18 protein-coding genes and 1 pseudogene are annotated in these 26,144 nt (G+C 69.6%); 9 read left to right on the top strand and 10 right to left on the bottom strand.

Annotated elements, in window-relative coordinates:
• The 3 genes and pseudogenes from G3I19_RS17495 to G3I19_RS17485 all read left to right on the top strand — a co-directional run.
• A pseudogene (locus tag G3I19_RS17495) lies at positions 1-403 on the top strand (ComF family protein); the annotation flags it as partial.
• Between the two features lie 349 nt (positions 404-752).
• Positions 753-1,442 carry a ribosome-associated translation inhibitor RaiA gene (raiA, locus tag G3I19_RS17490; protein WP_164264553.1) on the top strand — a complete coding sequence of 230 codons (690 nt, stop codon included), beginning with the start codon at positions 753-755 and terminating at the stop codon, positions 1,440-1,442.
• Between the two features lie 195 nt (positions 1,443-1,637).
• On the top strand, positions 1,638-2,384 hold the full coding sequence (locus G3I19_RS17485) for a response regulator transcription factor (RefSeq protein ID WP_164264552.1): 747 nt from the start codon (positions 1,638-1,640) through the stop codon (positions 2,382-2,384).
• 99 nt (positions 2,385-2,483) lie between these two features.
• Here the strand turns inward: G3I19_RS17485 and G3I19_RS17480 are convergent, their stop codons facing one another.
• Complete coding sequence (locus G3I19_RS17480) at positions 2,484-3,668, bottom strand: crosslink repair DNA glycosylase YcaQ family protein (protein WP_164264551.1); 1,185 nt, start codon at positions 3,666-3,668, stop codon at positions 2,484-2,486.
• Positions 3,669-3,742: 74 nt separating this feature from the next.
• On the bottom strand, positions 3,743-4,318 hold the full coding sequence (locus tag G3I19_RS17475) for a GNAT family N-acetyltransferase (protein ID WP_164264550.1): 576 nt from the start codon (positions 4,316-4,318) through the stop codon (positions 3,743-3,745).
• A gap of 280 nt (positions 4,319-4,598) precedes the next feature.
• Here G3I19_RS17475 and secA point away from each other — a divergent pair, with 280 nt between their 5' ends.
• Positions 4,599-7,415 carry a preprotein translocase subunit SecA gene (secA, locus tag G3I19_RS17470; RefSeq protein ID WP_164264549.1) on the top strand — a complete coding sequence of 939 codons (2,817 nt, stop codon included), beginning with the start codon at positions 4,599-4,601 and terminating at the stop codon, positions 7,413-7,415.
• Between the two features lie 140 nt (positions 7,416-7,555).
• Here the strand turns inward: secA and G3I19_RS17465 are convergent, their stop codons facing one another.
• On the bottom strand, positions 7,556-7,954 hold the full coding sequence (locus G3I19_RS17465; RefSeq protein WP_164264548.1) for an Rv3235 family protein: 399 nt from the start codon (positions 7,952-7,954) through the stop codon (positions 7,556-7,558).
• 347 nt (positions 7,955-8,301) lie between these two features.
• On the opposite strand from G3I19_RS17465, the gene G3I19_RS17460 reads away from it, so the two are divergent.
• From G3I19_RS17460 to G3I19_RS17450, 3 genes are all read left to right on the top strand, one after another.
• Positions 8,302-8,808: a hypothetical protein gene (locus tag G3I19_RS17460; protein WP_164264547.1), complete on the top strand. Its 507-nt coding sequence runs from the start codon at positions 8,302-8,304 to the stop codon at positions 8,806-8,808.
• A gap of 123 nt (positions 8,809-8,931) precedes the next feature.
• The gene (locus tag G3I19_RS17455; protein ID WP_164264546.1) at positions 8,932-9,663 is read left to right on the top strand and encodes an HAD family hydrolase; all 732 of its coding nucleotides are present in this window, start codon (positions 8,932-8,934) and stop codon (positions 9,661-9,663) included.
• Between the two features lie 340 nt (positions 9,664-10,003).
• Complete coding sequence (locus G3I19_RS17450; RefSeq protein ID WP_164264545.1) at positions 10,004-14,986, top strand: NAD-glutamate dehydrogenase; 4,983 nt, start codon at positions 10,004-10,006, stop codon at positions 14,984-14,986.
• Between the two features lie 270 nt (positions 14,987-15,256).
• Here G3I19_RS17450 and G3I19_RS17445 read toward each other — a convergent pair whose 3' ends face one another.
• Both G3I19_RS17445 and G3I19_RS17440 read right to left on the bottom strand, forming a co-directional pair.
• Positions 15,257-16,120 (bottom strand): ABC transporter ATP-binding protein, encoded by an 864-nt coding sequence (locus G3I19_RS17445; RefSeq protein WP_343235130.1) that lies wholly within the window; start codon positions 16,118-16,120, stop codon positions 15,257-15,259.
• The gene (locus G3I19_RS17440; RefSeq protein WP_239074466.1) at positions 16,113-16,973 is read right to left on the bottom strand and encodes an ABC transporter permease; all 861 of its coding nucleotides are present in this window, start codon (positions 16,971-16,973) and stop codon (positions 16,113-16,115) included. The genes G3I19_RS17445 and G3I19_RS17440 overlap by 8 nt, the downstream gene beginning before the upstream one ends.
• A gap of 271 nt (positions 16,974-17,244) precedes the next feature.
• Here G3I19_RS17440 and G3I19_RS17435 point away from each other — a divergent pair, with 271 nt between their 5' ends.
• Together G3I19_RS17435 and G3I19_RS17430 are read left to right on the top strand one after the other, a co-directional pair.
• The gene (locus G3I19_RS17435; protein WP_164264543.1) at positions 17,245-17,853 is read left to right on the top strand and encodes a TetR/AcrR family transcriptional regulator; all 609 of its coding nucleotides are present in this window, start codon (positions 17,245-17,247) and stop codon (positions 17,851-17,853) included.
• Positions 17,854-18,020: 167 nt separating this feature from the next.
• Complete coding sequence (locus tag G3I19_RS17430; RefSeq protein ID WP_164264542.1) at positions 18,021-20,024, top strand: glycosyltransferase; 2,004 nt, start codon at positions 18,021-18,023, stop codon at positions 20,022-20,024.
• A gap of 217 nt (positions 20,025-20,241) precedes the next feature.
• Here G3I19_RS17430 and G3I19_RS17425 read toward each other — a convergent pair whose 3' ends face one another.
• The 5 genes from G3I19_RS17425 to G3I19_RS17405 form a co-directional block, all read right to left on the bottom strand.
• Positions 20,242-21,039 carry a class I SAM-dependent methyltransferase gene (locus G3I19_RS17425; RefSeq protein WP_164264541.1) on the bottom strand — a complete coding sequence of 266 codons (798 nt, stop codon included), beginning with the start codon at positions 21,037-21,039 and terminating at the stop codon, positions 20,242-20,244.
• A gap of 292 nt (positions 21,040-21,331) precedes the next feature.
• Positions 21,332-22,135, bottom strand: coding sequence for a carbohydrate ABC transporter permease (locus G3I19_RS17420; protein WP_239074464.1), 804 nt, complete (start codon positions 22,133-22,135; stop codon positions 21,332-21,334).
• Positions 22,136-22,254: 119 nt separating this feature from the next.
• Positions 22,255-23,604, bottom strand: a complete 1,350-nt coding sequence (locus G3I19_RS17415) for a sugar ABC transporter permease (protein ID WP_164264539.1) — start codon at positions 23,602-23,604, stop codon at positions 22,255-22,257.
• Positions 23,605-23,611: 7 nt separating this feature from the next.
• Positions 23,612-24,940, bottom strand: coding sequence for an ABC transporter substrate-binding protein (locus G3I19_RS17410; RefSeq protein WP_164264554.1), 1,329 nt, complete (start codon positions 24,938-24,940; stop codon positions 23,612-23,614).
• 259 nt (positions 24,941-25,199) lie between these two features.
• A partial coding sequence (locus G3I19_RS17405; RefSeq protein WP_275402747.1) for an FtsK/SpoIIIE domain-containing protein occupies positions 25,200-26,144 on the bottom strand: 945 nt, incomplete at its 5' end.

Raw genomic sequence — 26,144 nt, 5'->3', positions numbered from 1 at the left:
CGTCCCGGTGCCCTCGTCGCGTGGTGCGGTGCGGGCCAGGGGACATGACGCGGGCCGTGGGATCGCCCGCGCGGCCTCGGCCGAGCTGCGCAGGGGCGGAACGCCCGCACGCACGGTGGGGGTGCTCCGGCAGCGGCGCGCGGTGGCCGATCAGGCGGGCCTGGGCGCCCCGCAGCGGCTGGCGAATCTGTCCGGTGCACTGGAAGTGATACCGGGGGGCGTAGGGCTGCTGGACGGGGGCAGGGTGGTGTTGGTGGACGATCTCATGACGACCGGAGCATCACTGGTGGAGGCGGCTCGTGCGGTACGGGCAGTGGCAGGCCGGGAATTCCCCGGACCTGCGGAACCGGTGGCTGCGGTCGTCGCCGCACCACCGTTGTCTTTCGGAATAAACCGGAACTGACAGCTAAGTTCCATCGTTGCAGGTAGTGAGGGAGAAAAACCACCTGAACGGGGGTACGCGTGAGTAGCGGGTGCCGATACCCGTCCCGGCGAGCTATGTTCGGTTGTGAGGAATGGCGAAAGCTGTGGCTCACTTGAATACACGGACGTGCATGGCACTTTCCGGTTTCTGCTGGTTCCGTGGAAATCCGGAGACTTGCGAGGCCGGAGGCTGGTGCGGGTGGGGATCTTCCCGACGGGGGAGGAGGAGGTGAAAGTCACCAAGTCCGAGACTCCGGTGCTCACCGGGGTCTGGTGCAAGAGGGAGCTGCTCCGCCGCTGAGCGGAGCGATCCGGGAACGGAGTTCTGCGTGGACATCGTCGTCAAGGGCCGCAAGACCGAAGTACCCGAGCGGTTCCGCAAGCACGTCGCCGAGAAGCTGAAGATTGAGAAGATCCAGAAGCTGGACGCCAAGGTGATCAGCCTGGACGTCGAGGTGTCCAAGGAGCCCAATCCGAGGCAGGCCGACCGTTCGGACCGTGTGGAAATCACGCTGCACTCCCGAGGCCCGGTGATCCGGGCGGAGGCAGCCGCAGGCGACCCGTACGCAGCGCTGGATCTGGCCACCGGCAAGTTGGAGGCGCGGCTGCGGAAGCAGAACGAGAAGCGCCACAACAGGCGTGGCGCGGGGCGCATTTCGGCAGCCGAGGTCGTGGACGCAGTGCCGGAGACGGCACAGGTCAACGGCAACGGCGAGTTCACCGCCGATGTGGCGACCCAGACCATTCCGACCACCAGGATCGGCTCGCTGGAAATCCAGGGCGATGGACCGCTGGTGGTACGCGAGAAGACCCATGTGGCAGCAGCGATGTCGCTCGACCAGGCGCTCTACGAGATGGAACTGGTCGGGCACGACTTCTATCTGTTCGTCGACGCGGAGACAAAGGAGCCCAGTGTCGTCTACCGGCGGCACGCCTACGACTACGGTGTCATTCACCTGACGACCGACCCGCTCGCCGACATGGAGGCGGCCGGCGCCGGCGGTGCGCTCGGCGGATGACTTCATGAACCGTTGCGGTGCCCCTGGACGTACGTATGTGCACCGGGGGCGCCGCCGTGCGGTGGGGATCGGGGTTGGGGATCACCGTTCCGTCGTCCCGGCATGAAATCATGGCGGCACGCGCCAATCGGGCTTCTGTGAGCTGCGGTTGACGTCGTACATGAACTTCGGGCCCATGCTTCAGGGGGAGGAACGATGGCGGACCGCTTCGGTCCCGCGCACGACCGGGACGAGGACCCCATGGACCAGGGCGGGGCTGTCCATGGCGGGGCTTCGTGCAAGGAGCCGATCAGAGTCCTGGTGGTGGACGACCACGCGCTCTTCCGGCGTGGCCTGGAGATCGTTCTCGCGGCCGAGGAGGACATCCAGGTCGTCGGTGAAGCGGGCGACGGCGCGGAAGCGGTGGACAAGGCCGCCGATCTGCTGCCCGACATCGTGCTGATGGATGTACGGATGCCCAAGCGGGGCGGCATCGAGGCGTGCACCTCCATCAAGGAGGTGGCACCCAGCGCGAAGATCATCATGCTGACGATCAGCGACGAGGAGGCCGACCTCTACGAGGCGATCAAGGCCGGGGCCACCGGTTATCTGCTGAAGGAGATCTCGACCGACGAGGTGGCGACGGCGATCAGGGCGGTGGCCGACGGGCAGTCCCAGATCAGCCCCTCCATGGCGTCGAAGCTGCTCACCGAGTTCAAGTCGATGATCCAGCGCACCGACGAGCGCCGGCTCGTACCGGCACCGCGGCTCACCGAACGGGAGCTGGAGGTTCTGAAGCTGGTGGCCACCGGGATGAACAACCGGGACATCGCCAAGGAGTTGTTCATCTCCGAGAACACCGTGAAGAACCACGTCCGCAACATCCTGGAGAAGCTGCAGCTGCACTCCAGGATGGAGGCCGTGGTCTACGCGATGCGCGAGAAGATCCTCGAAATCCGCTGAGGACGGGAACCGGGCCGGACCCACCTCGGGCTTGCTGCCGGGCCGGACCTGCTCCGCCCTGACCTGCTCCGCCCCGGGCCCGCTACCGCCCCGGGCCCACTACCGGGCCGGGCCGAGAGTGTCTGTCAGGGCCGCTGCCAGCGGGGCCCGCAGCTCGGCGTCGTTGATGCGCTCCACCCGCACGTCCGTGCACCCCACCCAGGCCGCCGCTTCGGCCAGTGCCTCGGCCATCGGCCGCACCGCCTTCCGGTTGTCCAGGGAGACCTGCCTGGCCACCAGGGTGCTGCCCTCCCGCGCGGGGTCGACCCGGCCCACCAGCTTTCCGCCCGCGAGCAGGGGCATCGCGAAGTAGCCGTGGATCCGCTTGGGCTTGGGGACGTACGCCTCCAGCCGGTGTGTGAAGCCGAAGATCCGCTCCGTACGCGCGCGTTCCCAGACGAGGGAGTCGAAGGGTGAGAGCAGTGTCGTACGGTGGCGGCCGCGGAGCGGGGACGACAGGGCGTCCGGGTCGGCCCAGGCCGGTTTGGACCAGCCCTCGACCTTGACGGGCACCAGGCCCGAATCGGCGACGACCGCGTCGAACTGCTCGGCCTTGAGGCGGTGGTAGTCCGCGATGTCCGTACGAGTCCCGACCCCCAGGGACTTTCCCGCCAGCGCGACCAGCCGGCGGACACACTCCCGGTCGTCCAGCTCGTCATGGAGCAGGGGGCCGGGGACCGCGCGCTCCGCCAGGTCGTACACCCGCTTCCAGCCGCGCCGCTCGGTGCACACCACCTCTCCGTACATCAGCGCCCGCTCGACGGCGACCTTCGATGCCGACCAGTCCCACCATTCGCCGCCGTTCTTCGCGCCGCCCAGTTCGGTGGCCGTCAGCGGGCCCTCCGTGCGCAACTGCTTGATCACGGTCTCGTACGCCGACTCGGGCAGATCGTGATTCCAGTGCGGGCGGTCGCGGTAGGCGCGGCGGCGGAAGGCGAAGTGCGGCCACTCCTCGATGGGCAGGATGCAGGCGGCATGCGACCAGTACTCGAAGGAGCGGCCCCCCGACCAGTACGCCGCGTCGACGGTCCGGCGGCCGACGGCGCCCAGCCTCGCGTACGGGATGAGCTCGTGCGAGCGCGCCAGCACGGAGATGGTGTCCAGCTGCACCGCGCCCAGATGCCGCAGCACCCCGCGCACCCCGCCCCGCCGGTCGGGCGCGCCCAGGAAACCCTGGGCGCGCAGCGCTGTCCTGCGGGCCTCGTCGGCGGAGAGTTCGACGGTCGGGGACGGCACAGAAGTCATGTCCCGAACGATAGGGGGCGGCACTGACAACCGGGCGCGGGCCGGTGAACGGCTCCGGGACGCAGGCGCGCGGATCAGGGGCCGGCCGGGAGGTAGGCGTGCTCCGTGGACAGCCCCAGGTCGGACGGGAGTATCGCGCCCAGCCAGGCGTCTCTTCGGGTGCCCTTGTTCAGCAGGTCCGCACGGAGTGTGCCCTCGATACGGAATCCGGCCTTCTCCGCGACCGCCCGCGATCCCGTGTTGCCGACCTCGGCCCGCCACTCCAGACGCTCCACGCCCAGCTTGGCCAGCGACCAGTGGGTGAGTACGGTCACGGCCTCCGCCGTGTACCCGTGGCCCCGGTGCTCCTTCGCCATCCAGTAGCCGATCTCCCAGGTGCCGGGCTTTCCGTGCTGGAACACGGAGATCGCACCGATGAGCCGGGCGTCGGCGCGGGCCAGCACGGCGAAGGCCAGGCTGGTGCCCGTCCGCCAGCCGTCCGGGACGAGCTGGCCGGTGAAACTCTCCGCGTCCTCGCGCCGGTAAGGGGACGGGACCACCGTCCAGCGCTGGATGTCGGGGTCCTGGCAGGCCTGGAACACGCTCTCGGTGTCCGCGGTGGTGAAGGGGCGCAGCAGCAGCCGCTCTGAGGTCAGTGTGACGGGGTCCATCGGCTGATTCTGCTGCCTGTTCCGAGCAGGTGCCATGGCTTTTTCGGGGATCTCCCGGCACCTTCCGGACGCCCCGACCGTTGTCCTGAGCGGCGGGCCTCCCGGCGCGGCGGGGTCCTCGCTTACGATGGCCGTTGCTCTACCCCGGTTTGCCGCGTGAAAGTAAGCCGGGCTCCCTGGTCGGTCTGTTTCTCCGGCCCGGGTCCGGGGGTAGCACCCCGGGAGGTTCAGCCCATGAACTCGACCGCGCCAGGCCCGACCGGCAAGGAGACCAACCCCCGTGTCCGTCTTCAACAAGCTCATGCGTGCAGGCGAAGGAAAGATCCTGCGCAAGCTGCACCGCATTGCGGACCAGGTCAACTCCATCGAAGAGGATTTCATCAATCTCTCCGACGCCGAGCTGCGGGCCCTCACCGACGAGTACAAGGAGCGGTTCGCCGACGGCGAAAGCCTCGACGACCTGCTGCCCGAGGCTTTCGCGACGGTCCGTGAGGCCGCCAAGCGCGTCCTCGGCCAGCGTCACTACGACGTACAGCTGCTGGGCGGCGCCGCGCTGCACCTCGGCTATGTGGCCGAGATGAAGACCGGCGAGGGCAAGACCCTGGTCGGCACGCTCCCCGCCTATCTGAACGCGCTGTCCGGCAAGGGCGTCCACCTGATCACGGTGAACGACTACCTGGCCGAGCGTGACTCCGAGATGATGGGCCGGGTCCACAAGTTCCTGGGGCTCGAAGTCGGCTGCATCGTCGCCAACATGACCCCGGCGCAGCGCCGCGAGCAGTACGCCTGCGACATCACGTACGGCACGAACAACGAGTTCGGCTTCGACTACCTCCGCGACAACATGGCGTGGTCCCAGGACGAGCTCGTCCAGCGCGGCCACAACTACGCCATCGTCGACGAGGTCGACTCGATCCTGGTCGACGAGGCGCGTACGCCGCTGATCATCTCCGGCCCCGCCGACCAGGCCACCAAGTGGTACGGCGACTTCGCGAAGCTCGTCACCCGGCTGACGAAGGGCGAGGCGGGCAACCAGCTCAAGGGCATCGAGGAGACCGGCGACTACGAGGTCGACGAGAAGAAGCGCACGGTCGCCATCCACGAGCCCGGTGTCGCCAAGGTCGAGGACTGGCTCGGCATCGAGAACCTCTACGAGTCGGTGAACACCCCGCTCGTCGGTTACCTCAACAACGCGATCAAGGCCAAGGAGCTCTTCAAGAACGACAAGGACTACGTCGTCATCGACGGCGAAGTCATGATCGTCGACGAGCACACCGGCCGTATCCTCGCCGGCCGGCGCTACAACGAGGGCATGCACCAGGCCATCGAGGCGAAGGAAGGGGTGGACATCAAGGACGAGAACCAGACACTCGCCACGATCACCCTGCAGAACTTCTTCCGCCTGTACGGCAAGCTCTCCGGTATGACCGGTACGGCCATGACCGAGGCCGCCGAGTTCCACCAGATCTACAAGCTCGGTGTCGTGCCGATCCCGACGAACCGGCCGATGGTCCGCATGGACCAGTCCGACCTGATCTACCGCACCGAGGTCGCCAAGTTCGACGCGGTCGTCGACGACATCGCGGAGAAGCACGAGAAGGGCCAGCCGATCCTGGTCGGCACCACGTCGGTCGAGAAGTCCGAGTACCTCTCGCAGCAGCTCTCCAAGCGCGGAGTCCAGCACGAGGTGCTCAACGCGAAGCAGCACGACCGGGAGGCGCCGATCATCGCGCAGGCCGGCCGCAAGGGCGCCGTCACCGTCGCGACGAACATGGCCGGGCGCGGTACCGACATCAAGCTCGGCGGCAACCCGGACGACCTCGCCGAGGCGGAGCTGCGCCAGCGCGGCCTGGACCCCGACGAGAACGTCGAGGAGTGGGCCGCCGCCCTGCCCGCCGCTCTGGAGAAGGCCGAGCGCGCGGTCAAGGCCGAGCACGACGAGGTCACGGACCTCGGCGGGCTGTATGTGCTGGGCACCGAGCGCCATGAGTCGCGCCGTATCGACAACCAGCTGCGCGGCCGTTCCGGACGTCAGGGCGACCCCGGCGAGTCCCGGTTCTACCTCTCGCTCGGCGACGACCTGATGCGGCTGTTCAAGGCCCAGATGGTCGAGCGGGTCATGGCGATGGCCAATGTCCCCGACGACGTGCCCATCGAGAACAAGATGGTGACGCGGGCCATCGCGTCGGCGCAGTCGCAGGTCGAGCAGCAGAACTTCGAGACGCGTAAGAACGTCCTGAAGTACGACGAGGTGCTGAACCGGCAGCGCGAGGTCATCTACGGCGAGCGCCGCCGGGTCCTGGAGGGCGAGGACCTGCACGAGCAGGTGCAGCACTTCATGGACGACACGATCGACGCGTACATCCAGGCGGAGACGGTCGAAGGGTTCGCCGAGGAGTGGGACCTGGACCGACTGTGGAACGCGTTCAAGCAGCTCTACCCGGTGAAGGTCACCGTGGAGGAGCTGGAGGACGCGGCGGGCGACCGGGCCGGCATCACCGCCGAGTTCATCGGCGAGTCGATCAAGGACGACATCCACGAGCAGTACGCGGGCCGCGAGGAGCAGCTCGGCTCCGAGATCATGCGTGAGCTGGAGCGCCGGGTGGTCCTGTCGGTGCTGGACCGCAAGTGGCGTGAGCACCTCTACGAGATGGACTATCTCCAGGAGGGCATCGGCCTCCGGGCCATGGCGCAGAAGGACCCGCTGGTCGAGTACCAGCGCGAGGGCTTCGACATGTTCAACGCCATGATGGAGGGCATCAAGGAGGAGTCCGTCGGCTATCTGTTCAACCTGGAGGTCCAGGTCGAGCAGCAGGTCGAGGAGGTTCCGGTCCAGGAGACGGCGGAGAAGACCTCGCTGGAGAAGGACGCGGTGCCCGCGGGTGCTCCGCGCCCGGAGATCCGCGCCAAGGGGCTTGAGGCTCCGCAGCGCCCCGACAGGCTGCACTTCTCGGCTCCGACGGTGGACGGCGAGGGCGGTGTCGTCGAGGGCGACTTCGAGAACGAGGACGGCCCGTCCCGCTCCGAGGCGGACGGGATGACGCGCGCCGAGCGCCGCAAGGCGCAGAAGGGCGGCGGCCGCCGCCGCAAGAAGTAGCGGCCGGGCGGCGCGGGCCGCCGTCGCCGCCATGACCGCTGTGCCGTAGGGGCCGGGCCGGACACCGCAGAAGCTTGCGGGGTCCGGCCCGGCCGGTTCTGTGACTGGGCTTTCTGCCGGCGGCCGGTTCTGTCACCGGCTCATACGCCGACGCGTTCGCCGCCCAGCTCCACCGCCGCGCACCGCCAGCGCAGATCGGCGCCCTGTTCGAGCCGGAACGCCATCGCCTGTACGTGCTCGCCCGAGCCGATCCTGGCGAAGGCCTCGATCACACCGGGAGCCGGGACGAATTCGCCGCAGTGGCGTACGACGGGCCGCACGCCAGACGCCTTCAGCGGTGTGCAGGGCGCCAGCAGCACCAGCTGTTCGTAGGCCCCGCCGATGGTGTGCCCGAGCATCCAGTGGACGGGCCGCTGGCCGCTGAGTACGGCGAGGAGCCGTTCGGCGAACCAGTAGTGCGGCTTGAGCCGCCGGCGCTGGATCGGGGTGGTGCCTGGCCTTTGCTGGTCGTGCCGGCCCGCCGGCCTGGTCCGCTGCATGAAGAGAGAGCCCCCGCTCTGCCGGGCCCGGTTCGATACCGGGCGGTAGCTTCTGCTGAGGCTCTTCTACGGGGGCCCGCGGAGGCGTGGCAAGGGAGGCGCCGCGGTGCGGCCGGTGCCGACCGGAATCACCTATCCGGGTGACGGGCCGGTGCCGCGGGCGGATGCGGCGCGGTCCCCGGCGGCTCCGGGTGGACGCCGTCACGGGCCGCTCCCGGCACCACGAAGGGGGACGGGGTACGTATCCTGGGACCCTCTTCACCAGGTATCACCGGGCTCTGCCGGGCCGCCTTCCGGGCCTCCGGACGGAGGCCGTGGCGCCCATCCGACGACGAAAGCGGCCGGCCATGCGTGTGTACGTCCCACTGACCCTCCCCGGTCTCGCAGCGGCGCACGCGGCGGGCGAACTGGGCCCCGGCCCGCTGACCGCGTACGCCGTCACGCCCGGCCTGCGGGAGTGGTACGTCTCCGACGACATCGAGGAGCTGGAGTACGCGGCGCTCAACCGGGCCGCGTCGGCCTCGCTGCGGCTCCTGGCGGGCGCACCGGACGTCGTCCGCCGCCGGGTGGTCGTCGCGGTGGACGTGCCGGACCAGGAAGCGGTGGCCGACCCCGACCGCGGCCTTGACGCGAGCTCGCTCGGCGAGGTGCGGATCGCCTCCGCGGTGCCGCTGTCGAAGGCCGCGGCGGTCCACGCCGACGCCGACGACGCGGAGCCGGACGTCGCCGCGGCAGCGGCCGCGCTGGGCGCGGCCGATCACGGTGACGACGACGCGCAGTTCACGGTGGACGGCGCCGATGACCATGAACTGCTCTGGTTCGGTGTGCAGGAGATCCCGCACCTGATCGCCTGACCGCCCGATCCCCGCACGGCCGGGCCGTTGTCGGACCCCCCGCGTACGGTTGTCGAAGTGGGGACCGCGGGGGACGGGGCGGTGCCCCGCAAGGTCCGGGAGAGGTTCGAACGGGGGCTGGACATGAGCACGGACGCCGGCACAGATACAGACACAGGCACGGGCACAGGCACGGGCACAGGCACAGGCACAGGCACAGGCACAGGCACGCACATCGTCTGGGACTGGAACGGGACGCTGTTCCACGACATCGACGCGGTGATCCAGGCGACGAACGCCTCCTTCGGCGAGGTGGGGCTGGCGCCGATCACACTGGAGCGGTACCGGGACCTGTACTGCGTCCCCGTTCCGCGGTTCTACGAGCGGCTGATGGGCCGGCTGCCGACGGACGCCGAGTGGGCGGTCATGGACGAGGCGTTCCACCGGCACTACTGGGCGCTGGCCGAGGGGGCCGGGCTCGCCCCGGGAGCGGCGCAGCTGCTCATGGAGTGGCAGGCGTCCGGGCTCACCCAGTCGCTCTGTTCGCTGGCGCCGCACGACCATCTGATACCGATCGTGCGCACGCACGGGATCGAGCGGCACTTCCTGCGCGTGGACGGCAGGACCGGCCCGTCGAACGGCGGGAAGGCCGAGCACATGGTGCGCCACCTGGCCGGGCTCGACGGTGTCGCCCCGGAGCGCGTCGTGGTGATCGGTGACGCCGTCGACGACGCGGTGGCAGCCGCGCACGCGGGGGCACGGGCCGTGCTGTACACGGGCGGATCGCACAGCCGGGCCAGCCTGGAGACCGCCGGGGTGCCGGTGGTGGACTCGCTGGCGGAGGCGGTCGGGGCCGCACGGGAGTGGCCGCTGTGACCGGTTCCGCACCTGGCCCAAGTGTCGAAGTACGTGTGACGACTTAGACAGATGCGGCCGTGACGGCCACCGGTCCCGGGGAGATAGCCTGGTCCCGTGATCAGCGCGATATCTCGCGGGGGCATCGACGCCTCTGCCCTGCGCCCGGAGCACTACGGTGTCCGGGTCATCGCTGGCACCCCTCACCCGGACCGGCCTTCGAAAATGGCCAATAACGTCACGGGTATCTCTCATTGCGGCATAACGTCGACTTCGACCGGATACCTCGCGTCGTGGTCGTGGCGTTGTACCGCTTCTTTCACCTACGTCACGCAACGGCGCGCGACAGGAGCCAGAGGACATGCAGACCAAGCTGGACGAACCCAAGGCCGAACTGCTCGCACGCGCGGCCCAGGTGGCTGAGAACGGACAGGCCGGAGGACAACTTCCGGGCGGGTCCACGAGCGGGGGGAGTCCGGACCGGGACACTGTCCTTGCGTATCTCCAGCGCTACTACCTGCATACCGCTCCGGAGGACGTCGAGAACCGCGACCCGGAGGATGTCTTCGGAGCGGCGGTCTCGCACTACCGGCTGGCCGAGAAGCGCCCGCAGGGCACCGCGAACGTCCGGGTGCACACCCCGAGCGTCGAGGAGAACGGCTGGACCTGCAGCCACACGGTCGTCGAGGTCGTCACCGACGACATGCCGTTCCTGGTCGACTCGGTCACCAACGAGCTGACCCGGCAGGGCCGCGGCATCCACGTCGTGATCCACCCGCAGCTCCTGGTACGCCGTGACGTCACCGGCAAGCTCATCGAGGTCCTCGGCAAGGAAGAGACCGGTGAAGGCGTCCACGACGCCCTGGTGGAGTCCTGGATCCATGTGGAGATCGACCGCGAGGCCGAGCGCGCCGATCTGAAGCAGATCAGCACGGACCTGCTGCGCGTCCTCTCCGACGTACGGGAGACCGTCGAGGACTGGGAGAAGATGCGCGATGCCGCGCTGCGCATCGCCGACGAGCTGCCCGCAGAGCCGACCGCGGGTGATCTGCCCAAGCGCGAGGTGGAGGAGTCCCGCGAGCTGCTGCGCTGGCTCGCAGCCGACCACTTCACCTTCCTCGGCTACCGCGAGTACCAGCTCACCGACGACGACTCGCTGACCGCGGTCCCCGGCACCGGGCTCGGCATCCTCCGCTCGGACCCGCACCACAGCGTCGACGAGGAGCACCCGGTCTCGCCGTCGTTCGGCAGGCTGCCCGCCGATGCCCGCGCCAAGGCCCGTGAGCACAAGATCCTCGTACTCACCAAGGCCAACAGCCGCTCCACGGTGCACCGCCCGAGCTACCTCGACTACGTCGGCGTGAAGAAGTTCGACGCCAAGGGCAATGTCATCGGCGAGCGGCGCTTCCTCGGGCTGTTCTCCTCCGCCGCGTACACCGAGTCCGTCCGCCGGGTGCCCGTCATCCGCCGCAAGGTCGCCGAGGTCCTCGAAGGCGCCGGGTTCACGCCCAACAGCCACGACGGCCGCGACCTGATGCAGATCCTGGAGACCTACCCGCGCGACGAGCTGTTCCAGACGCCCGTCGACCAGCTGCGTTCCATCGTCACCAGCGTCCTCTACCTCCAGGAGCGGCGCAGGCTCCGGCTCTACCTGCGCCAGGACGAGTACGGGCGCTACTACTCGGCGCTCATCTACCTGCCGCGCGACCGCTACACGACCGCGGTCCGGCTGCGCCTCATCGACATCCTCAAGGAGGAGCTCGGCGGCACCAGCGTCGACTTCACCGCACGCAACACCGAGTCGATCCTCTCCCGGCTGCACTTCGTCGTACGGGTCCCGGCGGGCACCGAGCTGACCGAGCTCACCGACGCCGACGCGGACCGGATCGAGGCCAAGCTCGTCGAGGCCGCCCGCTCCTGGGCCGACGGCTTCGCCGAGGCGCTGACCGCCGAGTGCGGTGAGGAGCGCGCCGCCGAACTGCTGCGCCGCTACGGCCAGTCCTTCCCCGAGGGCTACAAGGCGGACCACTCGCCGCGGGCCGCCGTCGCCGACCTCGGCCGGCTGGAGAACCTCCAGCCGGGCGAGAAGGACTTCGCGCTCTCGCTGTACGAGCCGGTGGGCGCGGGCCCCGGCGAGCGCCGCTTCAAGATCTACCGGATCGGCTCGCAGGTCTCCCTGTCCGCGGTGCTCCCGGTGCTCCAGAAGCTGGGCGTCGAGGTCACCGACGAGCGCCCGTACGAGCTGCGCTGCGCCGACCGTACGCACGCCTGGATCTACGACTTCGGGCTGCGGATTCCGCAGATCGAGGGCGCGGGCGGCGACCACCTCGCCGACGACGCGAGGGAGCGCGTCCAGGACGCGTTCGCCGCCACCTGGACGGGCCAGGCGGAGAACGACGGGTTCAACGCCCTGGTGCTGGGCGCCGGGCTGACCTGGCGGCAGGCGATGGTGCTGCGCGCCTACGCCAAGTACCTGCGCCAGGCCGGATCGACCTTCAGCCAGGACTACATGGAGGACACCCTCCGCAACAACGTGCACACCACCCGGCTGCTCGTCTCGCTCTTCGAGGCGCGGATGTCGCCGGGCCGCCAGCGGGCCGGCACCGAGCTGACCGACGGGCTGCTCGAAGAGCTCGACGGTGCGCTCGACCAGGTGGCGAGCCTGGACGAGGACCGCATCCTGCGCTCCTTCCTCACCGTCATCAAGGCGACGCTCAGGACCAACTTCTTCCAGACCGCGGGGGAGAGCGGCGACCGCAAGGGCCAGGGCACCGAGCAGAGCGCGTACCACCCGTACGTCTCCATGAAGTTCGACCCGCAGGCCATCCCCGACCTCCCCGCGCCCCGCCCGGCGTACGAGATCTGGGTGTACTCGCCGCGGGTCGAGGGTGTGCACCTGCGGTTCGGCAAGGTCGCGCGCGGTGGGCTGCGCTGGTCCGACCGGCGTGAGGACTTCCGTACGGAGGTGCTCGGCCTGGTCAAGGCGCAGATGGTCAAGAACACGGTGATCGTGCCAGTCGGCGCCAAGGGCGGCTTCGTCGCCAAGCAGCTGCCCGACCCGTCGGTGGACCGGGACGCCTGGATGGCCGAGGGCATCGCGGCGTACAAGACCTTCATCTCCGCGCTGCTCGACATCACCGACAACCTGGTGGCCGGCGAGGTCGTGCCGCCCACCGGTGTCGTACGGCACGACGAGGACGACACCTACCTCGTCGTCGCCGCCGACAAGGGCACCGCGACCTTCTCCGACATCGCCAACGCGGTCGCCGAGTCGTACGACTTCTGGCTCGGGGACGCCTTCGCGTCCGGTGGCTCCGCCGGTTACGACCACAAGGGCATGGGCATCACGGCCCGCGGTGCCTGGGAGTCCGTCAAGCGGCACTTCCGGGAGCTCGGCCACGACACCCAGACCGAGGACTTCACCACGGTCGGCGTCGGCGACATGTCCGGCGACGTCTTCGGCAACGGCATGCTGCTCTCCGAGCACATCCGGCTGGTCGCGGCCTTCGACCACCGCCACATCTTCATCGACCCGACCCCCGACGCGGCGACGTCCTACGCGGAGCGGCGCAGGCTGTTCGAGATGCCGCGCTCCTCGTGGGCCGAGTACAACACCGGACTGCTCTCGCCCGGCGGCGGCATCCACCCGCGCAGCGCCAAGTCGATCCCGCTCAACGCACATGTGCGTGAGGCGCTCGGTATCGAGTCGGGCGTGGCCAAGATGACCCCGGCGGATCTGATGCGGGCGATCCTCAAGGCCCCGGTCGACCTGGTGTGGAACGGCGGCATCGGGACGTACGTCAAGTCCTCCGCCGAGTCCAACGCGGACGTCGGCGACAAGGCCAACGACGCCATCCGCGTCAACGGCGAGGACCTGCGCGCCAAGGTCGTCGGCGAGGGCGGCAACCTGGGCCTGACCCAGCTCGGCCGTATCGAGTACGCCAGGTCCGGCGGCGACGGCTCGGGCGGCAAGATCAACACCGACGCGATCGACAACAGCGCGGGCGTGGACACCTCCGACCACGAGGTGAACATCAAGATCCTGCTCAACGGGATGGTCACCGAGGGCGATCTGACCGTCAAGCAGCGCAACAAGATCCTCGCCTCGATGACCGACGAGGTCGGCGCGCTGGTCCTGCGCAACAACTACGCGCAGAACACCGCGCTCGCCAACGCGGAATCCCAGGCTCCGTCACTCCTCCACGCCCACCAGCGCTTCATGCGCAGGCTGGTCCGTGACGGACATCTGGACCGGGCGCTGGAGTTCCTGCCGACCGACCGCCAGGTCCGTGAACTGCTCAGCGCGGGCAAGGGGCTGAGCCAGCCCGAGCTGGCCGTGCTCCTCGCGTACACCAAGATCACCGCCGCTCAGGAGCTGATCAGCACCGGTCTGCCGGACGACCCGTATCTGCAGAAGCTGGTGCACGCGTACTTCCCCAAGCCGCTGCGTGAGCGCTACCCCGAAGCGATCGAGGGGCATGCGCTGCGCCGCGAGATCATCACGACGGTCCTGGTCAACGACACGGTGAACACCGGTGGTTCGACCTTCCTGCACCGCCTCCGGGAGGAGACGGGCGCCTCGATCGAGGAGATCGTGCGGGCGCAGGCGGCGGCCCGGGAGATCTTCGGCCTGGCCGAGGTCTGGGACTCCGTCGAGGAGCTGGACAACAAGGTCGCGGCCGATGTCCAGACCCGCATCAGGCTGCACTCGCGCCGGCTCGTGGAGCGTGGTGCGCGCTGGCTGCTCGGCAACCGTCCGCAGCCGCTCGACCTGAGCGAGACCATCGCCTTCTTCACCGAGGGTGTGGCCAAGGTCTGGAACGGCCTGCCGAACCTGCTCAAGGGCGACGACCTGGAGTGGTACCAGGGCATCCTCGACGAGCTGACCGGAGCGGGCGTGCCGGAGGAGCTGGCCCGGCAGGTCGCCGGGTTCTCGGCGGCCTTCCCCGCGCTGGACATCGTGGCGATCGCCGACCGTACGGACAAGGACCCGATGGCCGTCGCCGAGGTGTACTACGCACTCGGTGACCGGCTGGCGATCTCCCAGCTGATGGACCGGATCATCGAGCTGCCGCGGGCCGACCGCTGGCAGTCCATGGCCCGCGCCTCCATCCGCGCGGACCTGTACGCGGCGCACGCCGGGCTCACCCTGGACGTGCTCTCGGCGGGGAACGGCGCGTCGTCGCCGGACGAGCGCTTCCAGGCGTGGGAGGAGAAGAACGCCTCGATCCTCGGCCGTGCGCGCACCACGCTCGACGAGATCCAGTCCTCGGACGCCTTCGACCTGGCGAACCTGTCGGTCGCGATGCGGACGATGCGCTCGCTCCTGCGTACGCACGTCTGAGACGCCGGGCCCGGCCGGGAGGCGCCCGCTGAGTGAGAGGTGCGGACTCAGCGAGGCGCGACCTCGGTGAGAGGTGAGAAGTGAGTAGTGAGTGAGAGGGGGGCACGCCGTGTGGCGTGCCCCCCTCCGCGGTCCCGGTCCGCCTGGTGTCCATGCAGGCGGACCGGGACCGAGCGCGTTCCGTGGTGCGGCCGCCCGGACGCGGGTCAGCCCCGAGCCGGTTGGCCGGAAGCGGGCCGGCCGCAGCTCGCCCGCCCGCCCGCACCACGGTTACTTCTTCGAGGTGAACTCCTCGTACGCGGCGACGACTTCCTCCGCGGGGCCGTCCATCCGCATCGTGCCCGACTCCAGCCAGATGGCGCGCTCGCAGGTCTCCAGGATCGACTTGTTGCTGTGGCTGACCAGGAAGACGGTGCCCGCCGACTCGCGCAGTTCGGCGATCCTGTCCTGGCTGCGGCGCTGGAACCTCGCGTCGCCGGTGGAGAGCGCCTCGTCGATCATCAGCACGTCGTGGCTCTTGGCCGCGGCGATGGAGAAGCGGAGCCGGGCACCCATGCCGGAGGAGTAGGTGCGCATCGGCAGTGAGATGAAGTCGCCCTTCTCGTTGATGCCGGAGAAGTCGACGATGTCCTGGTAGCGCTCGCGGACCTCCTCGCGGGTCATCCCCATGGCCAGCCCGCCGAGGATCACATTGCGCTCGCCGGTCAGATCGCTCATCAGAGCCGCGTTGACGCCGAGCAGCGACGGCTGGCCCTGGGTGTAGACCCGGCCCGAAGCGGCGGGCAGCAGCCCGGCGACGGCCTTCAGCAGGGTCGACTTCCCCGATCCGTTGGAGCCGATCAGACCGATGGCCTCGCCCTTGTGCGCGACGAAGGTCACCCCCCGGACGGCGTGCACCTCGCGGGTGCCGGGCCGGGGCTTGCGGGAGACGATCCGGTTGAGGGCGGAGGTCGCGCTGCCCTTGCCCGATCCGGTGCCCTGGATCTTGTAGACGATGTGGAGGTCGTCGGCGATGACGGTCGGGGCCGCCGGGGCCGTCGGGCCCACCGGGCGGGCCGGGGCGCCGGTGTCCGGGGCCGCGGTGGAGATCGGTGTCATGGTCGGGGGCAGTTCACCCGTCCGGTACTCAGCCACGTCCGTACTGCTCCTCTGCCTTCCAGAAGTAGATGAAGCCGCCCGCCCCCGCGACGACCGCCCAGCCGACGGCCAGCGCCCACACGTGCGGCGGAAGCTGGTTCGCGTGGTAGCTGTCGATCAGCGCGTAACGCATCAGGCTGATGTAGACGGCGGCCGGATTGGCCTGCAGGGACAGCAGGACGAGATGCGGAAGGTTGTCGTGCGCCAGCACCTTCTTGATGCTCCACATCACGCCCGAGACGTACATCCAGGTGCGCAGGATGAACGGCATCAGCTGCGAGACGTCCGGGGTCTTGGCCGCGAGCCTGGCCATGACCATCGAGACCCCGGTGTTGAACAGCGACTGGAGGACCAGTGCGGGGATCGCGAGCAGCCAGCTGATCTTCGGGTACTCGCCGAAGCAGACCAGGATGACGATCAGCGCGCCCATCGAGAAGAGCAGCTGCTGGAGCTGCTGCACGGCGTACGCGATGGGGAGTGAGGCCCGCGGGAAGTGCAGGGCCCGCACCAGGCCGAGGCTGCCGCTGATCGCACGGGTGCCCGTCTGGATCGAGTTGCTGGTGAACGTCCAGATGAAGACGCCGGTCACCAGGAACGGGATGAAGTCCGGGACGCCGTGGCTGGTGCCGAGCAGGACACCGAAGATGAAGTAGTAGACCGCCGCGTTCAGCAGCGGCGTCATGATCTGCCAGATCTGTCCCAGCTTCGCCTGGCTGTACTGGGCGGTCAGCCTGGCGGTGGCGAAGGCGGTGATGAAGTGCCTGCGCCCCCAGGTCCTGCGGATGTACGTGAACAGCGGGGGACGGGCACCGCTGATGGTCAGCCCGTGAGCCGCGGCCAGCGCGGCCAGATCCTGGGGCGGCTGCGGGGAGACCCTCGGAACCGCCGCCTCCGTGGCGGTCGCGGTCCGGGCTGTTGTGGGGATCACGGCATTCGCTTTCGACGGAGTTCGACGGAGTTCGACGGGACTCAACGGGATTCGACGGGATTCACCCGGGAAGGGCGGGCGGAGCGCCCCGACATACGTCGCAACGGATCCGTATCGTCGTAACGCCGAGGTTAGGACGGATCGACGTCGAAACGCAACCGTCTCGTCGCGACGAATAGGTAAACTTCTCCCCATGGCACTCCCTGATCCCCGTACGACCCGCCGGGCCCCCGCCGGAGCCGCGGTGCTCCGCGAGGACGTGACGGAGGCGATCCGCTCCGCCGTCTTCGAGGAGCTGGCCGCCGTCGGGTACGCGCGGATGTCCATCGAGGCCATCGCCCGCCGGGCCGGAGTCGGCAAGACCGCGGTCTACCGCCGCTGGAAGTCGAAGCTGTACCTGGTCCTCGACCTGGTCACCGCGTTCGCCGCCCAAGGCCTGCCCGCGCCCGCGACCGGCTCGCTGTACGGGGACGTCCGCGCCCTGCTCGCCGTGGCCTCGACGGCGCTGCGCCACCCGGTCGCGTCCCAGGTCATCCCCGATCTGCTGGTCGAGGCCGCCCGTCAGCCGGAGATCGCCGACGCGATCAAGGCGGCGCTGCTCGACAACCAGAAGGGTGTCGCCGCCGCGGTGGTCCGTGATGCGGTGGCCCGCGGCGAGCTGCCCGCCGACGCCGACCCCGCACGGGCGCTTGAGCTGATCGTGGGCCCGCTCTACTGGCGGCTCGCGGTGGTCAGGGACGGTCTGCCGAAGGGCTATCTGGACGGGCTCGCGGCGGCGGCGGTGGCCGCCCTCAAGGCGTGACGGCCGGGCGGCCTCCGGGCCGTGCGGCCCGTGAGCAGCGGTGAGACCTGGCCGGTTCGGCTTGGACACGACAGGTCGGCCCGATAGGTCGAATGTTCGCCGCGATAGTACTGTGCACCCGCAACGAGAGATCGCCGGCGCAGAGCAGTGGGAAACGAGTGCACAGCATGACCATCAGAGTCAGCGTGATCATCCCGGTCTACAACCCCGGGCCCTATATCGAGGACTGCATCGCATCGCTGCTGAGACAGTCCCTCCCTGACGACGCGTACGAAGCGATCTTCGTGGACGACGGTTCGACCGACGGCACCGCCGAGCGCCTGGACCGGGTCGCCGATGAACACCCCCTGATCCACGTCGTCCACCAGGAGAACTCCGGCTGGTCGGGCAAGCCCCGCAACGTCGGGATCGACGCCGCGCGGGGCGAGTTCGTGATGTTCGTCGACAACGACGACTGGCTGGGCGACGAAGCGCTGGAGCGCATGTACGACTACGGCGTCAAGAACGCCGCCGATGTCGTCGTGGGCAAGATGGCCGGCAAGGGGCGGCCCGTGCCGCGTGAGCTCTTCCGCGTCAACCGGCCGCGCGCCACGGTCAAGAACGCCCCGCTGATCGACAGCCTCACCCCGCACAAGATGTTCCGCAGGGCCTTCCTGGACGAGACGGGGCTGCGCTTCCTCGAAGGGCGCCGCCGTCTGGAGGACCACGTCTTCGTCACGGAGGCGTATCTGCGGGCGAAGAGCGTCGCCGTACTCAGCGACTACGTCTGCTACTACCACGTCAAGCGCGACGACGCCTCCAACGCGGGCTTCCGGCGCATCGACCCGGTGGGCTACTTCCACAACCTCGGCGAGGCACTCGACGTGGTGGAGAAGTACACCGAACCGGGGCCGCTGCGCGACAAGCTGTACCGCCGCTGGTTCCGCAACGAGATGATCGAGCGGATGCGTGGCGCCCGGCTGCTCGCCACGCCCGACGACGGCTACCGCCAGGACATGTTCCAGGAGATGCACAAGATCGCCGTGGAGCGGTTCGGCCCCGGGGTCTCCGCGTCCCTGCTGCCCACCCAGCAGCTCGTCGGCGCGCTCATCAAGGCCGACCGCTACCAGGACGTCGAACTCTTCGCCCACTGGGAGCGCGGTGTCGCCGCACACTCCGAACTCACCGGGCTCGCCTGGGAGGACGGCACGCTGAAGCTGGCCTTCACCGCCGGGCTGCGGGCCGGTGACGACCCCGTCCACTACGTCAGGGAGGGCGGCGACGAGCTCATCGGCCTGCCCGACGGCCTGGACAGCCCCGACACCCTCGCACAGCTCGGGGTGAAGCCCCTGGCGGCCGTCGACCGGGCCAAGATGGAGCTGGTCGTACGGGAGCGGTCGAGCGCCGCCGAGTTCTACCAGCCCGTCGAATTCACCAGGGAGCGCGTGGACGGCCCCGGCGCCGCCCAGTTCCGGCTGGTGCTGCGGGGTACGGCGGCCATCACGCCCGGCACCGCGGCCGGCGGCGCACCGCTCGGCGCCGGTATCTGGGACGTCCTGGTGCGCGTGCACCAGAGCGGATGGAACAAGAACGTCAGGCTCGGCTCGGTACGGACCGAGGCGGTCACGGCCGGCCGGCAGGCGGCGCTGGTGGGCGACCCCGTACAGGTCGTCGTGCCGTACTGGACCGCGCACGACAACCTCTCGCTCGACGTCGGCGCGACGACCACCGTGCTGCGCGGGGAGTACCGGAAGAAGGTCGGCATGCGGGAGGTCCAGGTGATGGACGAACCGCTGCTGCTCGAAATGCTGCTGCCGCTGCGCACCGAGGCCCCGGACGGTGTACCGGCCGAGCTCCACCTCACCGAGCGGGCCGGCTCCGGCGACACCGTAACGACGGCGGCGACGCTCACCGCGTCCAAGGGGCGCGCGGGAACGGTTCTGTGCGCCGAGCGGCCCGCCGGGCAACTGCCCGCGGGCACCTGGCGGATGGCGGTGAGCGTCGGCGGCGCGGACGCGAACCCCACACCGCTGCCGCTGGTGCTCGTCGCCACCGGGGCCTCCGGTGCACTGACGGTCCGCCGTCCGCGCGAGAGCCTGGCGCACCGGCGGACCCGGCTGATGCGAAGGCTCAGGCGCGGCGTGCTGGGGCGCGCGGTACGCAAGGCCCGCCGGATGGCCGCGACGCGGTAGGCCGCCCCACGGGCAGGCTGCCCCCGGCAGACTGTAAAGACGGCAGACCGCGGAGACGGCAGACCGTGGAGACGGCAGACCGTGGAGACGGCAGACCGTGGACGCGGTTGGCCGTGGACGCGGTTGGCCGTGGACACGATGGGCCGCAGCACGGCCGAGGGGCGCGGAAGTCACCGTCCGCGCCCCTCGGGCCCTGTCGTCCGCTCGCCCGCGCGGTTCAGTAGCCGCGCAGGGCCGCCAGCTCCTCGCGTACCGTACGCAGCCCGGCCGCCCGGCCCCGCCTGCGGGCCAGCGTCGGCCAGATCCGGGAGCCGAGCAGGGCCGCGGGCTCGACGGCCTCCACCCGTTCGAGCAGCGACTCCGGGACCTTCTGCGGGTCCGGCGTCACCCACTCCCGGACGATCGCGTCGTACCTGGCCTTGAGTGCGGTGTTCGAGGGGTCCATGCCGAACACCAGGAAGACACCGGTCGGCTGGGTGTCGACCTGGACGGTGATCAGATCCGGCCGGTGCTCGGCCACCACCGGGATGAACTTGTAGACGTCCCCGGTCCACGGGCCGGACGGGGCCACCCGCTCACGGACGGCCTCCGCGTTGTTGCGCGGCAGCATGTCGTCCAGTACCACCACACTCGACCAGCCGCTGAACCGCTCGGTGTTGATGAAGTCGCGCAGCGCGTACTCGAAGAGGTGCATCCCGTCGATGAACGCCAGATCCACCTGGTTGGACCCGGTGTACGCGCCGAGCAGCGGACGGCCCTTGCGGATGTTGCGCAGCGGGTTGCGGCAGCTCATCAGGTGGCCCATGGGCTGCCGGCCGCCGAAGAAGGTGTCGCTCGTCGAGGTCACCAGCTGGAGGTCGCAGTGCAGCCGTGTCCGGATCTTCGGAGCCGGGTCGACCGCGATGGTGGGGACGCGGGAGAGCGCGAGGCTCCGCCCGTCGTTGGTGCCGATCTCCAGATAGGTGCGCGGCTTCAGCACCTCGTGCAACCGCTGCAGGAATTCGTGCCTGTGCATGGGGGCTCTCTCACGTGGGGGGATGGCACATCGTGATCAAAAGGCCATGTCGGGCTTAACGAAGGCGCGATGAGGCAGTTGCGCCGGAGCACATCCCGGCCGCGCGAACCACCCGTTCGGGCATCCGTACGCCCCCGCATACCCCAAGTCGTCCGTACGCCCCCGCGTACCCCAAGTCGTCCGTACGCCCCCGCGCGCCCCGGGCCATCCGTACGTCCCAAGTGCGCCCGGGGAAGAGGCCGTCCGTCCGCCTCCCTCGGCGGGCGGCCGCCCGGACGGCCTCCCCGGTCGCCTACTTCACCGCCCCCGCCATCACACCGTTGACGAACTGCCGCTGGAACGCGAAGAACACCGTCAGCGGGATCACCATCGAGATGAACGCCCCCGGCGCCAGCACATCGATGTTGTTGCCGAACTGCCTGACCTGCTGCTGGAGTGCGACCGTGATCGGCGGGTGCTTGGAGTCCGCGAAGATCAGCGCGACCAGCATGTCGTTCCACACCCACAGGAACTGGAAGATCCCCAGCGAGGCGATGGCCGGCCCGCCGAGCGGCATCACCACCCGGGTGAACAGCCGGATCTCCCCGGCCCCGTCCAGCCGCGCCGCCTCCAGGAGCTCTCTCGGGATCTCCGCGAAGAAGTTGCGCAGCAGGAAGATCGCGAACGGCAGCCCGAACGCCACATGGAAGAGGACCACCCCCGCCGTGGTCTCGAAGAGCCCGACCTCACCGAAGAGTTTCGAGACCGGGATCAGGGCCACCTGGACCGGCACGACCAGCAGGCCCACCACGATCAGGAACCACCAGTCGCGGCCAGGGAAGTCCATCCAGGCGAAGGCGTACGCGGCCAGCGAGCCGATGACCACCACCAGCACGGTCGCCGGGACGGTGATCATGACCGTGCTGAGCAGCGAGTCGGTGATGACCTTGTTGTCGAGGATCTTGGCGTAGTTGTCGAAGGTCATCTGCGAGGGCGCGGTGAAGACCTTCCACCAGCCGGACGCCGCGATGTCGGACGGTCCGCGCAGCGAGGAGAGCAGCAGGCCGACCGTCGGCATCAGCCAGAACAGGCCGACCAGGATGAGGAAGACCCGCATTGCTGTGCCGCCCGCACGGGCCGCGATCCGGGAGGCCAGCGGCTCCTTTTGCCGCGTCGCCGAGGCGGCGGGCAGCCGCTCGTCGGGTGCCCGTGGTGCGGGCACCTGGGCTTCGGTGGTCATCGGCGCCCCTCCTTCCGCATCCTGCGGATGTTGACGAGCATGATCGGGACGACCAGGAGCAGCAGCAGTACGGCGATGGCGCTGCCGGTGCCCAGATCCGCGTCCGTACCGAACGACGAGCGGTAGAGCTGGAGCGCCAGGACGTTCGCGTCGTCCTGCGAGGAGCCGGGCGCCACGATGAAGACCAGGTCGAAGATCTTCAGGACGTTGATCATCAGCGTGACCAGCACCACCGCGAGGACCGGGGCGAGCAGCGGGATGGTGATCCGGCGGAACACCTGCCACTCGCCGGCCCCGTCCACCCGGGCCTGTTCGAGGAGTTCACGCGGCAGTCCGGCCAGGCCCGCCGCGATCAGGACCATGGCGAACCCGGCCCACATCCACACGTAACTGCCGATGATCGACGGGGTGACGAGGGTCGGCCCGAGCCAGTTGACGCCGTTGTACGGCTCGCGGAAGTTCGAGTCGGGCAGCCGCAGCAGCGCCCCGTCGGCCGCGGCGGGCAGGGTGAACGTACCGTCGGGCGCCGCCTTGGCGCGTGCCACCACCTTGCCGGCCTTGACCGCCTCGACCGTGACGCCCTTGAGGCCCAGCTCCTTGGGGTCGATGACGTTCGGCCTGCCGCCACCGCCCAGGGTGAAGTCGAGCCAGGCCGTGCCGGTCACCGAGCCGGCCGCGGCCCTGGGGGCCTTGGCGGGCCTCGCCGAGGACGGCATTTTCGTGGGCAGTACGCCGACGAGCGGCAGCCGGACCGGGGTGCCCGCGTGCACCGGCTGTTTGGTCAGGAACGCGCCACCGCCGCCCGATTTCAGCGGGGCCACCGGCAGCGGATGCGCCCCCGGATACCCGGCCGACTCGGCGAAGGTGTCGTGCACGCCCACCCAGACGGCGTTGGCCACCCCGCGCCCCGGGTCCTGCTCGTACACCAGCCGGAAGATGATGCCGGCGGCGAGCATCGAGATGGCCATCGGCATGAAGACGACCAGCTTGAACGCCGTTCCCCAGCGCACCCGTTCGGTGAGTACGGCGAAGATCAGGCCGAGCACGGTGGCGACGGTCGGGGCGACCACGACCCAGATCGCGGTGTTCTTGATCGCGGTGCGGATCGCGTCGTCGGTGAAGAGGGTCTTGTAGTTGTCGATGCCGATGAAGCTGGAGCCCGCCTGGTCGAAGAACGACCGGTAGACCGAGTACCCGATCGGGTAGGCCACGAGCGCACCGAGCAGCACCAGCGCGGGCAGCAGAAAAGCGGCCGCCAGGACTTTACGTGTGCCTGTCACGCTCTTGCGCGGCTTTCCGGCGGGGGACGCCCCGTTGAGGACGTCCCCCGCGACAGCGGAGGTCATCGCCGCGTCAGTTCTTGTACGCCTTGGCCGCGTCGGACTCCAGCTTCTGCTGGGTCCCCGCGATGTCCTTCGGGTTCTTCAGGAAGTCCTGGAGATCCTTCCACTCGCCCTTGCCCGGCGTGCCGCCGAACGACTGCGGTGCCTGGTCGGACATGTCGAAGCGGATGTCGTCGCCCGCCGCTACCAGCGCCTTGGCGATGGTGCGCTGTACGTCATTGGGGTAGGCCGACAGGTCAAGTCCCTTGTTGGGCGAGACGAAACCGCCCGACCCCGCGGCGATCCTCGCCGCGTCCGTGGACGCCAGCCAGGTCAGCAGCGCCTGCGCGCCCTTGGAGTCCTTGAGGATCACGGCGGCGTCACCGCCGGTCACCACCGGGGCCTTGGCGCCCACCGCGGGGAACGGGAAGACCTTGGCGTCGGTGCCCACCTTCGCCTTGGTCTGCGCGATGTTCGTCTGCGCGAAGTCGCCCTCGAAGACCATCGCGCCCTTGGGCTGGTCACCGCCCGTGAAGGTCTGGGTGACCGACGCAGGGAACTCGGTCTGGAGCGCGCCGTCCGCGCCGCCCGAGATGAGTGACGGCTTGCCGAAGAGCTGTGCGAGCGTGGTCAGGGCGGCCTTGACCGACGGATCCGTCCACTTGATCTTGTGCTGGGCCAGCTGGTCGTACTTGTCCGGGCCCGCCTGGGAGAGATAGACGTTCTCGAACCAGTCGGTCAGCGTCCAGCCGTCCGCGCCGCCGACCGAGACCGGTGTGACACCCGATGCGGAGATGGTCTCGGCGGTCTTGAGGAAGTCCGGCCAGGTCCTGGGCTCGCTCGCCCCCGCGTTCTGCAGCGCCTTGGCGTTGTACCAGACCAGGGACTTGTTGGCGGCCTTGAAGTACACGCCGTACTGCTTGCCGCCGACCGCCCCGAGATCCTTCCAGACCTGCGAGTAGTTCTTGTCCAGCTGCGCCTGCGCGGCCGGGCCGACCGGCTTGGCCCACTTCTTGGCCACGGCCTGGGTGATCGCGCCGACCTGCGGCATCATCGCCACATCCGGCGGGGCGCCACCGGCGATCTTCGTACCGAGGAAGTTGACGATCGGGTCCTGTGCGGGCACGAAGGTGACCGACGCTCCGGTCCGCTTCTCGAACTCCTTCAGCACCTTGATGAAGTTCGCCTGCTCGGGGCCGGTCCAGACGGCGGCCACTTCGAGCTTCGTACCGCTCAGCTCGGGCAGCTCGACCCCGGAGGTACTGCTCTTCCCTGTGGGTTTGTCGCCGTCGCTGTCCTTCTTGCCGTCACTGCCGCATCCCGCGGCCAGCACGAGCGAGCCCGCGGCCAGCACCGCCAGCACGGCCCGGCGCGAGCGCAGAGCGGCCCCGTGCGAATACAGAACGGCTCTGCGTGGATGCAGAACGGCTCTGCGTGACCGTAGAGCTGTGCCTTTTGTGCGCATTTGCCCCGACCTCTCCCATGCGCGTGCGGCCGGCGCGCCCATGGCATCGGCGACGCCGTTGTCCCGTGAGCACAGTCCTACGCCGAGTCACTCCGGCGCCGCAATACCGGGCCTTGGTCCAACTCTCCGATTGTGATGGGCCTGTGACGTTACGTCAGGCGGTGAGGGAGGGTATGGACAGCGCGTCGACGGACCTGGCGGCCCGTTCCAGCGCGCTGGCCAGCAGCGCCAAGTCCGTCGGCCCATTGCCCAGTTCACGGACGGGGCGGCGGGCGGGCGGGTCGCCCATCCGCTCCCACTCCAGGGGTATGACGGTGGGGCGCAGCGTCGCCGTACGCGGAATGCGGCCGGTCACCCTGCCGCCCTGGAACGGTGTCACCCCACGGTCGGGCCGGCCCAGCCTGCCCCGGCCCGGCGCCGGGCTGTCCGGTCCTGGCGAGGCCGGCGGGGCGTCGAGCACCACACGCAGTCTGCTGATCCGGGCCAGCTCGGTGTCGGCCGTACGGTCCGGCCGGGCCGATGCGGCGATCAGATGGACGCCGAGCCGCTCGCCGTCCCTGGCCACCGCCTCCAGCGCCCGGACGACCGAGCCGGCGGTGGGGCGCCCGGGGCTGCCGAGCGCCGGTGCGACCAGTGCGTCGAAGTCGTCGACGATCACCACCAGCCGGGGGAGCGGTGTGGGACCCGGCATCGGGTCCGTACGCGCGCCCGCCGGGCGCAGCCGCAGGGTGCCGCTGGTCGGCGACTCGATGTCGCCGCTCTGCTCGGCCGTCCCCGGCTGCCGCCGGCCGACCAGCCGCTCCGCCACCTCACGGGTCCGGTGCCAGTCGGCGAAGGTCCCCGTGCCCAGCAGCTCGGCCCGGCGCTTCAGCTCGCCGCCGAGCGCCTGCGCGAACTCCCGCATCCGGACCGGGTCCGACGCCACCAGATAGGTCGAGGTGTGCGGCAGCTCCGTACAGGCGCGCAGGCCCTCGCCCCGCTCGCCTCCCGCGCCGTCGACCAGGATCAGCCCCAGCCTGTCCGGCCGGGCGGCTGCCGCGAGCGAGGCCGCGGTGGCGCGCAGCAGCTCCATACGGCCGCTGCCCGCCGGGCCCTCGAT

Origin of the sequence: Streptomyces sp. SID10853 (assembly GCF_010548145.1) — a bacterium.
In the GTDB taxonomy this organism is placed as follows: Bacteria; Actinomycetota; Actinomycetes; order Streptomycetales; family Streptomycetaceae; genus Streptomyces.
The sequence above is the reverse complement of the archived record's forward strand: the minus strand, read 5'-3'. Positions and strand labels throughout refer to the sequence as shown.

What these genes read in the sequence shown, in the direction of transcription:
- G3I19_RS17480 (WP_164264551.1), bottom strand. Translation starts at nt 3,668, where the DNA reads ATGACTTCTGTGCCGTCCCCGACCGTCGAACTCTCCGCCGACGAGGCC.
- G3I19_RS17460 (WP_164264547.1), top strand. Translation starts at nt 8,302, where the DNA reads ATGCGTGTGTACGTCCCACTGACCCTCCCCGGTCTCGCAGCGGCGCAC.
- G3I19_RS17485 (WP_164264552.1), top strand. Translation starts at nt 1,638, where the DNA reads ATGGCGGACCGCTTCGGTCCCGCGCACGACCGGGACGAGGACCCCATG.
- G3I19_RS17450 (WP_164264545.1), top strand. Translation starts at nt 10,004, where the DNA reads ATGCAGACCAAGCTGGACGAACCCAAGGCCGAACTGCTCGCACGCGCG.
- G3I19_RS17415 (WP_164264539.1), bottom strand. Translation starts at nt 23,604, where the DNA reads ATGACCTCCGCTGTCGCGGGGGACGTCCTCAACGGGGCGTCCCCCGCC.
- G3I19_RS17455 (WP_164264546.1), top strand. Translation starts at nt 8,932, where the DNA reads ATGAGCACGGACGCCGGCACAGATACAGACACAGGCACGGGCACAGGC.
- G3I19_RS17475 (WP_164264550.1), bottom strand. Translation starts at nt 4,318, where the DNA reads ATGGACCCCGTCACACTGACCTCAGAGCGGCTGCTGCTGCGCCCCTTC.
- G3I19_RS17430 (WP_164264542.1), top strand. Translation starts at nt 18,021, where the DNA reads ATGACCATCAGAGTCAGCGTGATCATCCCGGTCTACAACCCCGGGCCC.
- G3I19_RS17420 (WP_239074464.1), bottom strand. Translation starts at nt 22,135, where the DNA reads ATGCGGGTCTTCCTCATCCTGGTCGGCCTGTTCTGGCTGATGCCGACG.
- G3I19_RS17465 (WP_164264548.1), bottom strand. Translation starts at nt 7,954, where the DNA reads ATGCAGCGGACCAGGCCGGCGGGCCGGCACGACCAGCAAAGGCCAGGC.
- G3I19_RS17425 (WP_164264541.1), bottom strand. Translation starts at nt 21,039, where the DNA reads ATGCACAGGCACGAATTCCTGCAGCGGTTGCACGAGGTGCTGAAGCCG.
- G3I19_RS17435 (WP_164264543.1), top strand. Translation starts at nt 17,245, where the DNA reads ATGGCACTCCCTGATCCCCGTACGACCCGCCGGGCCCCCGCCGGAGCC.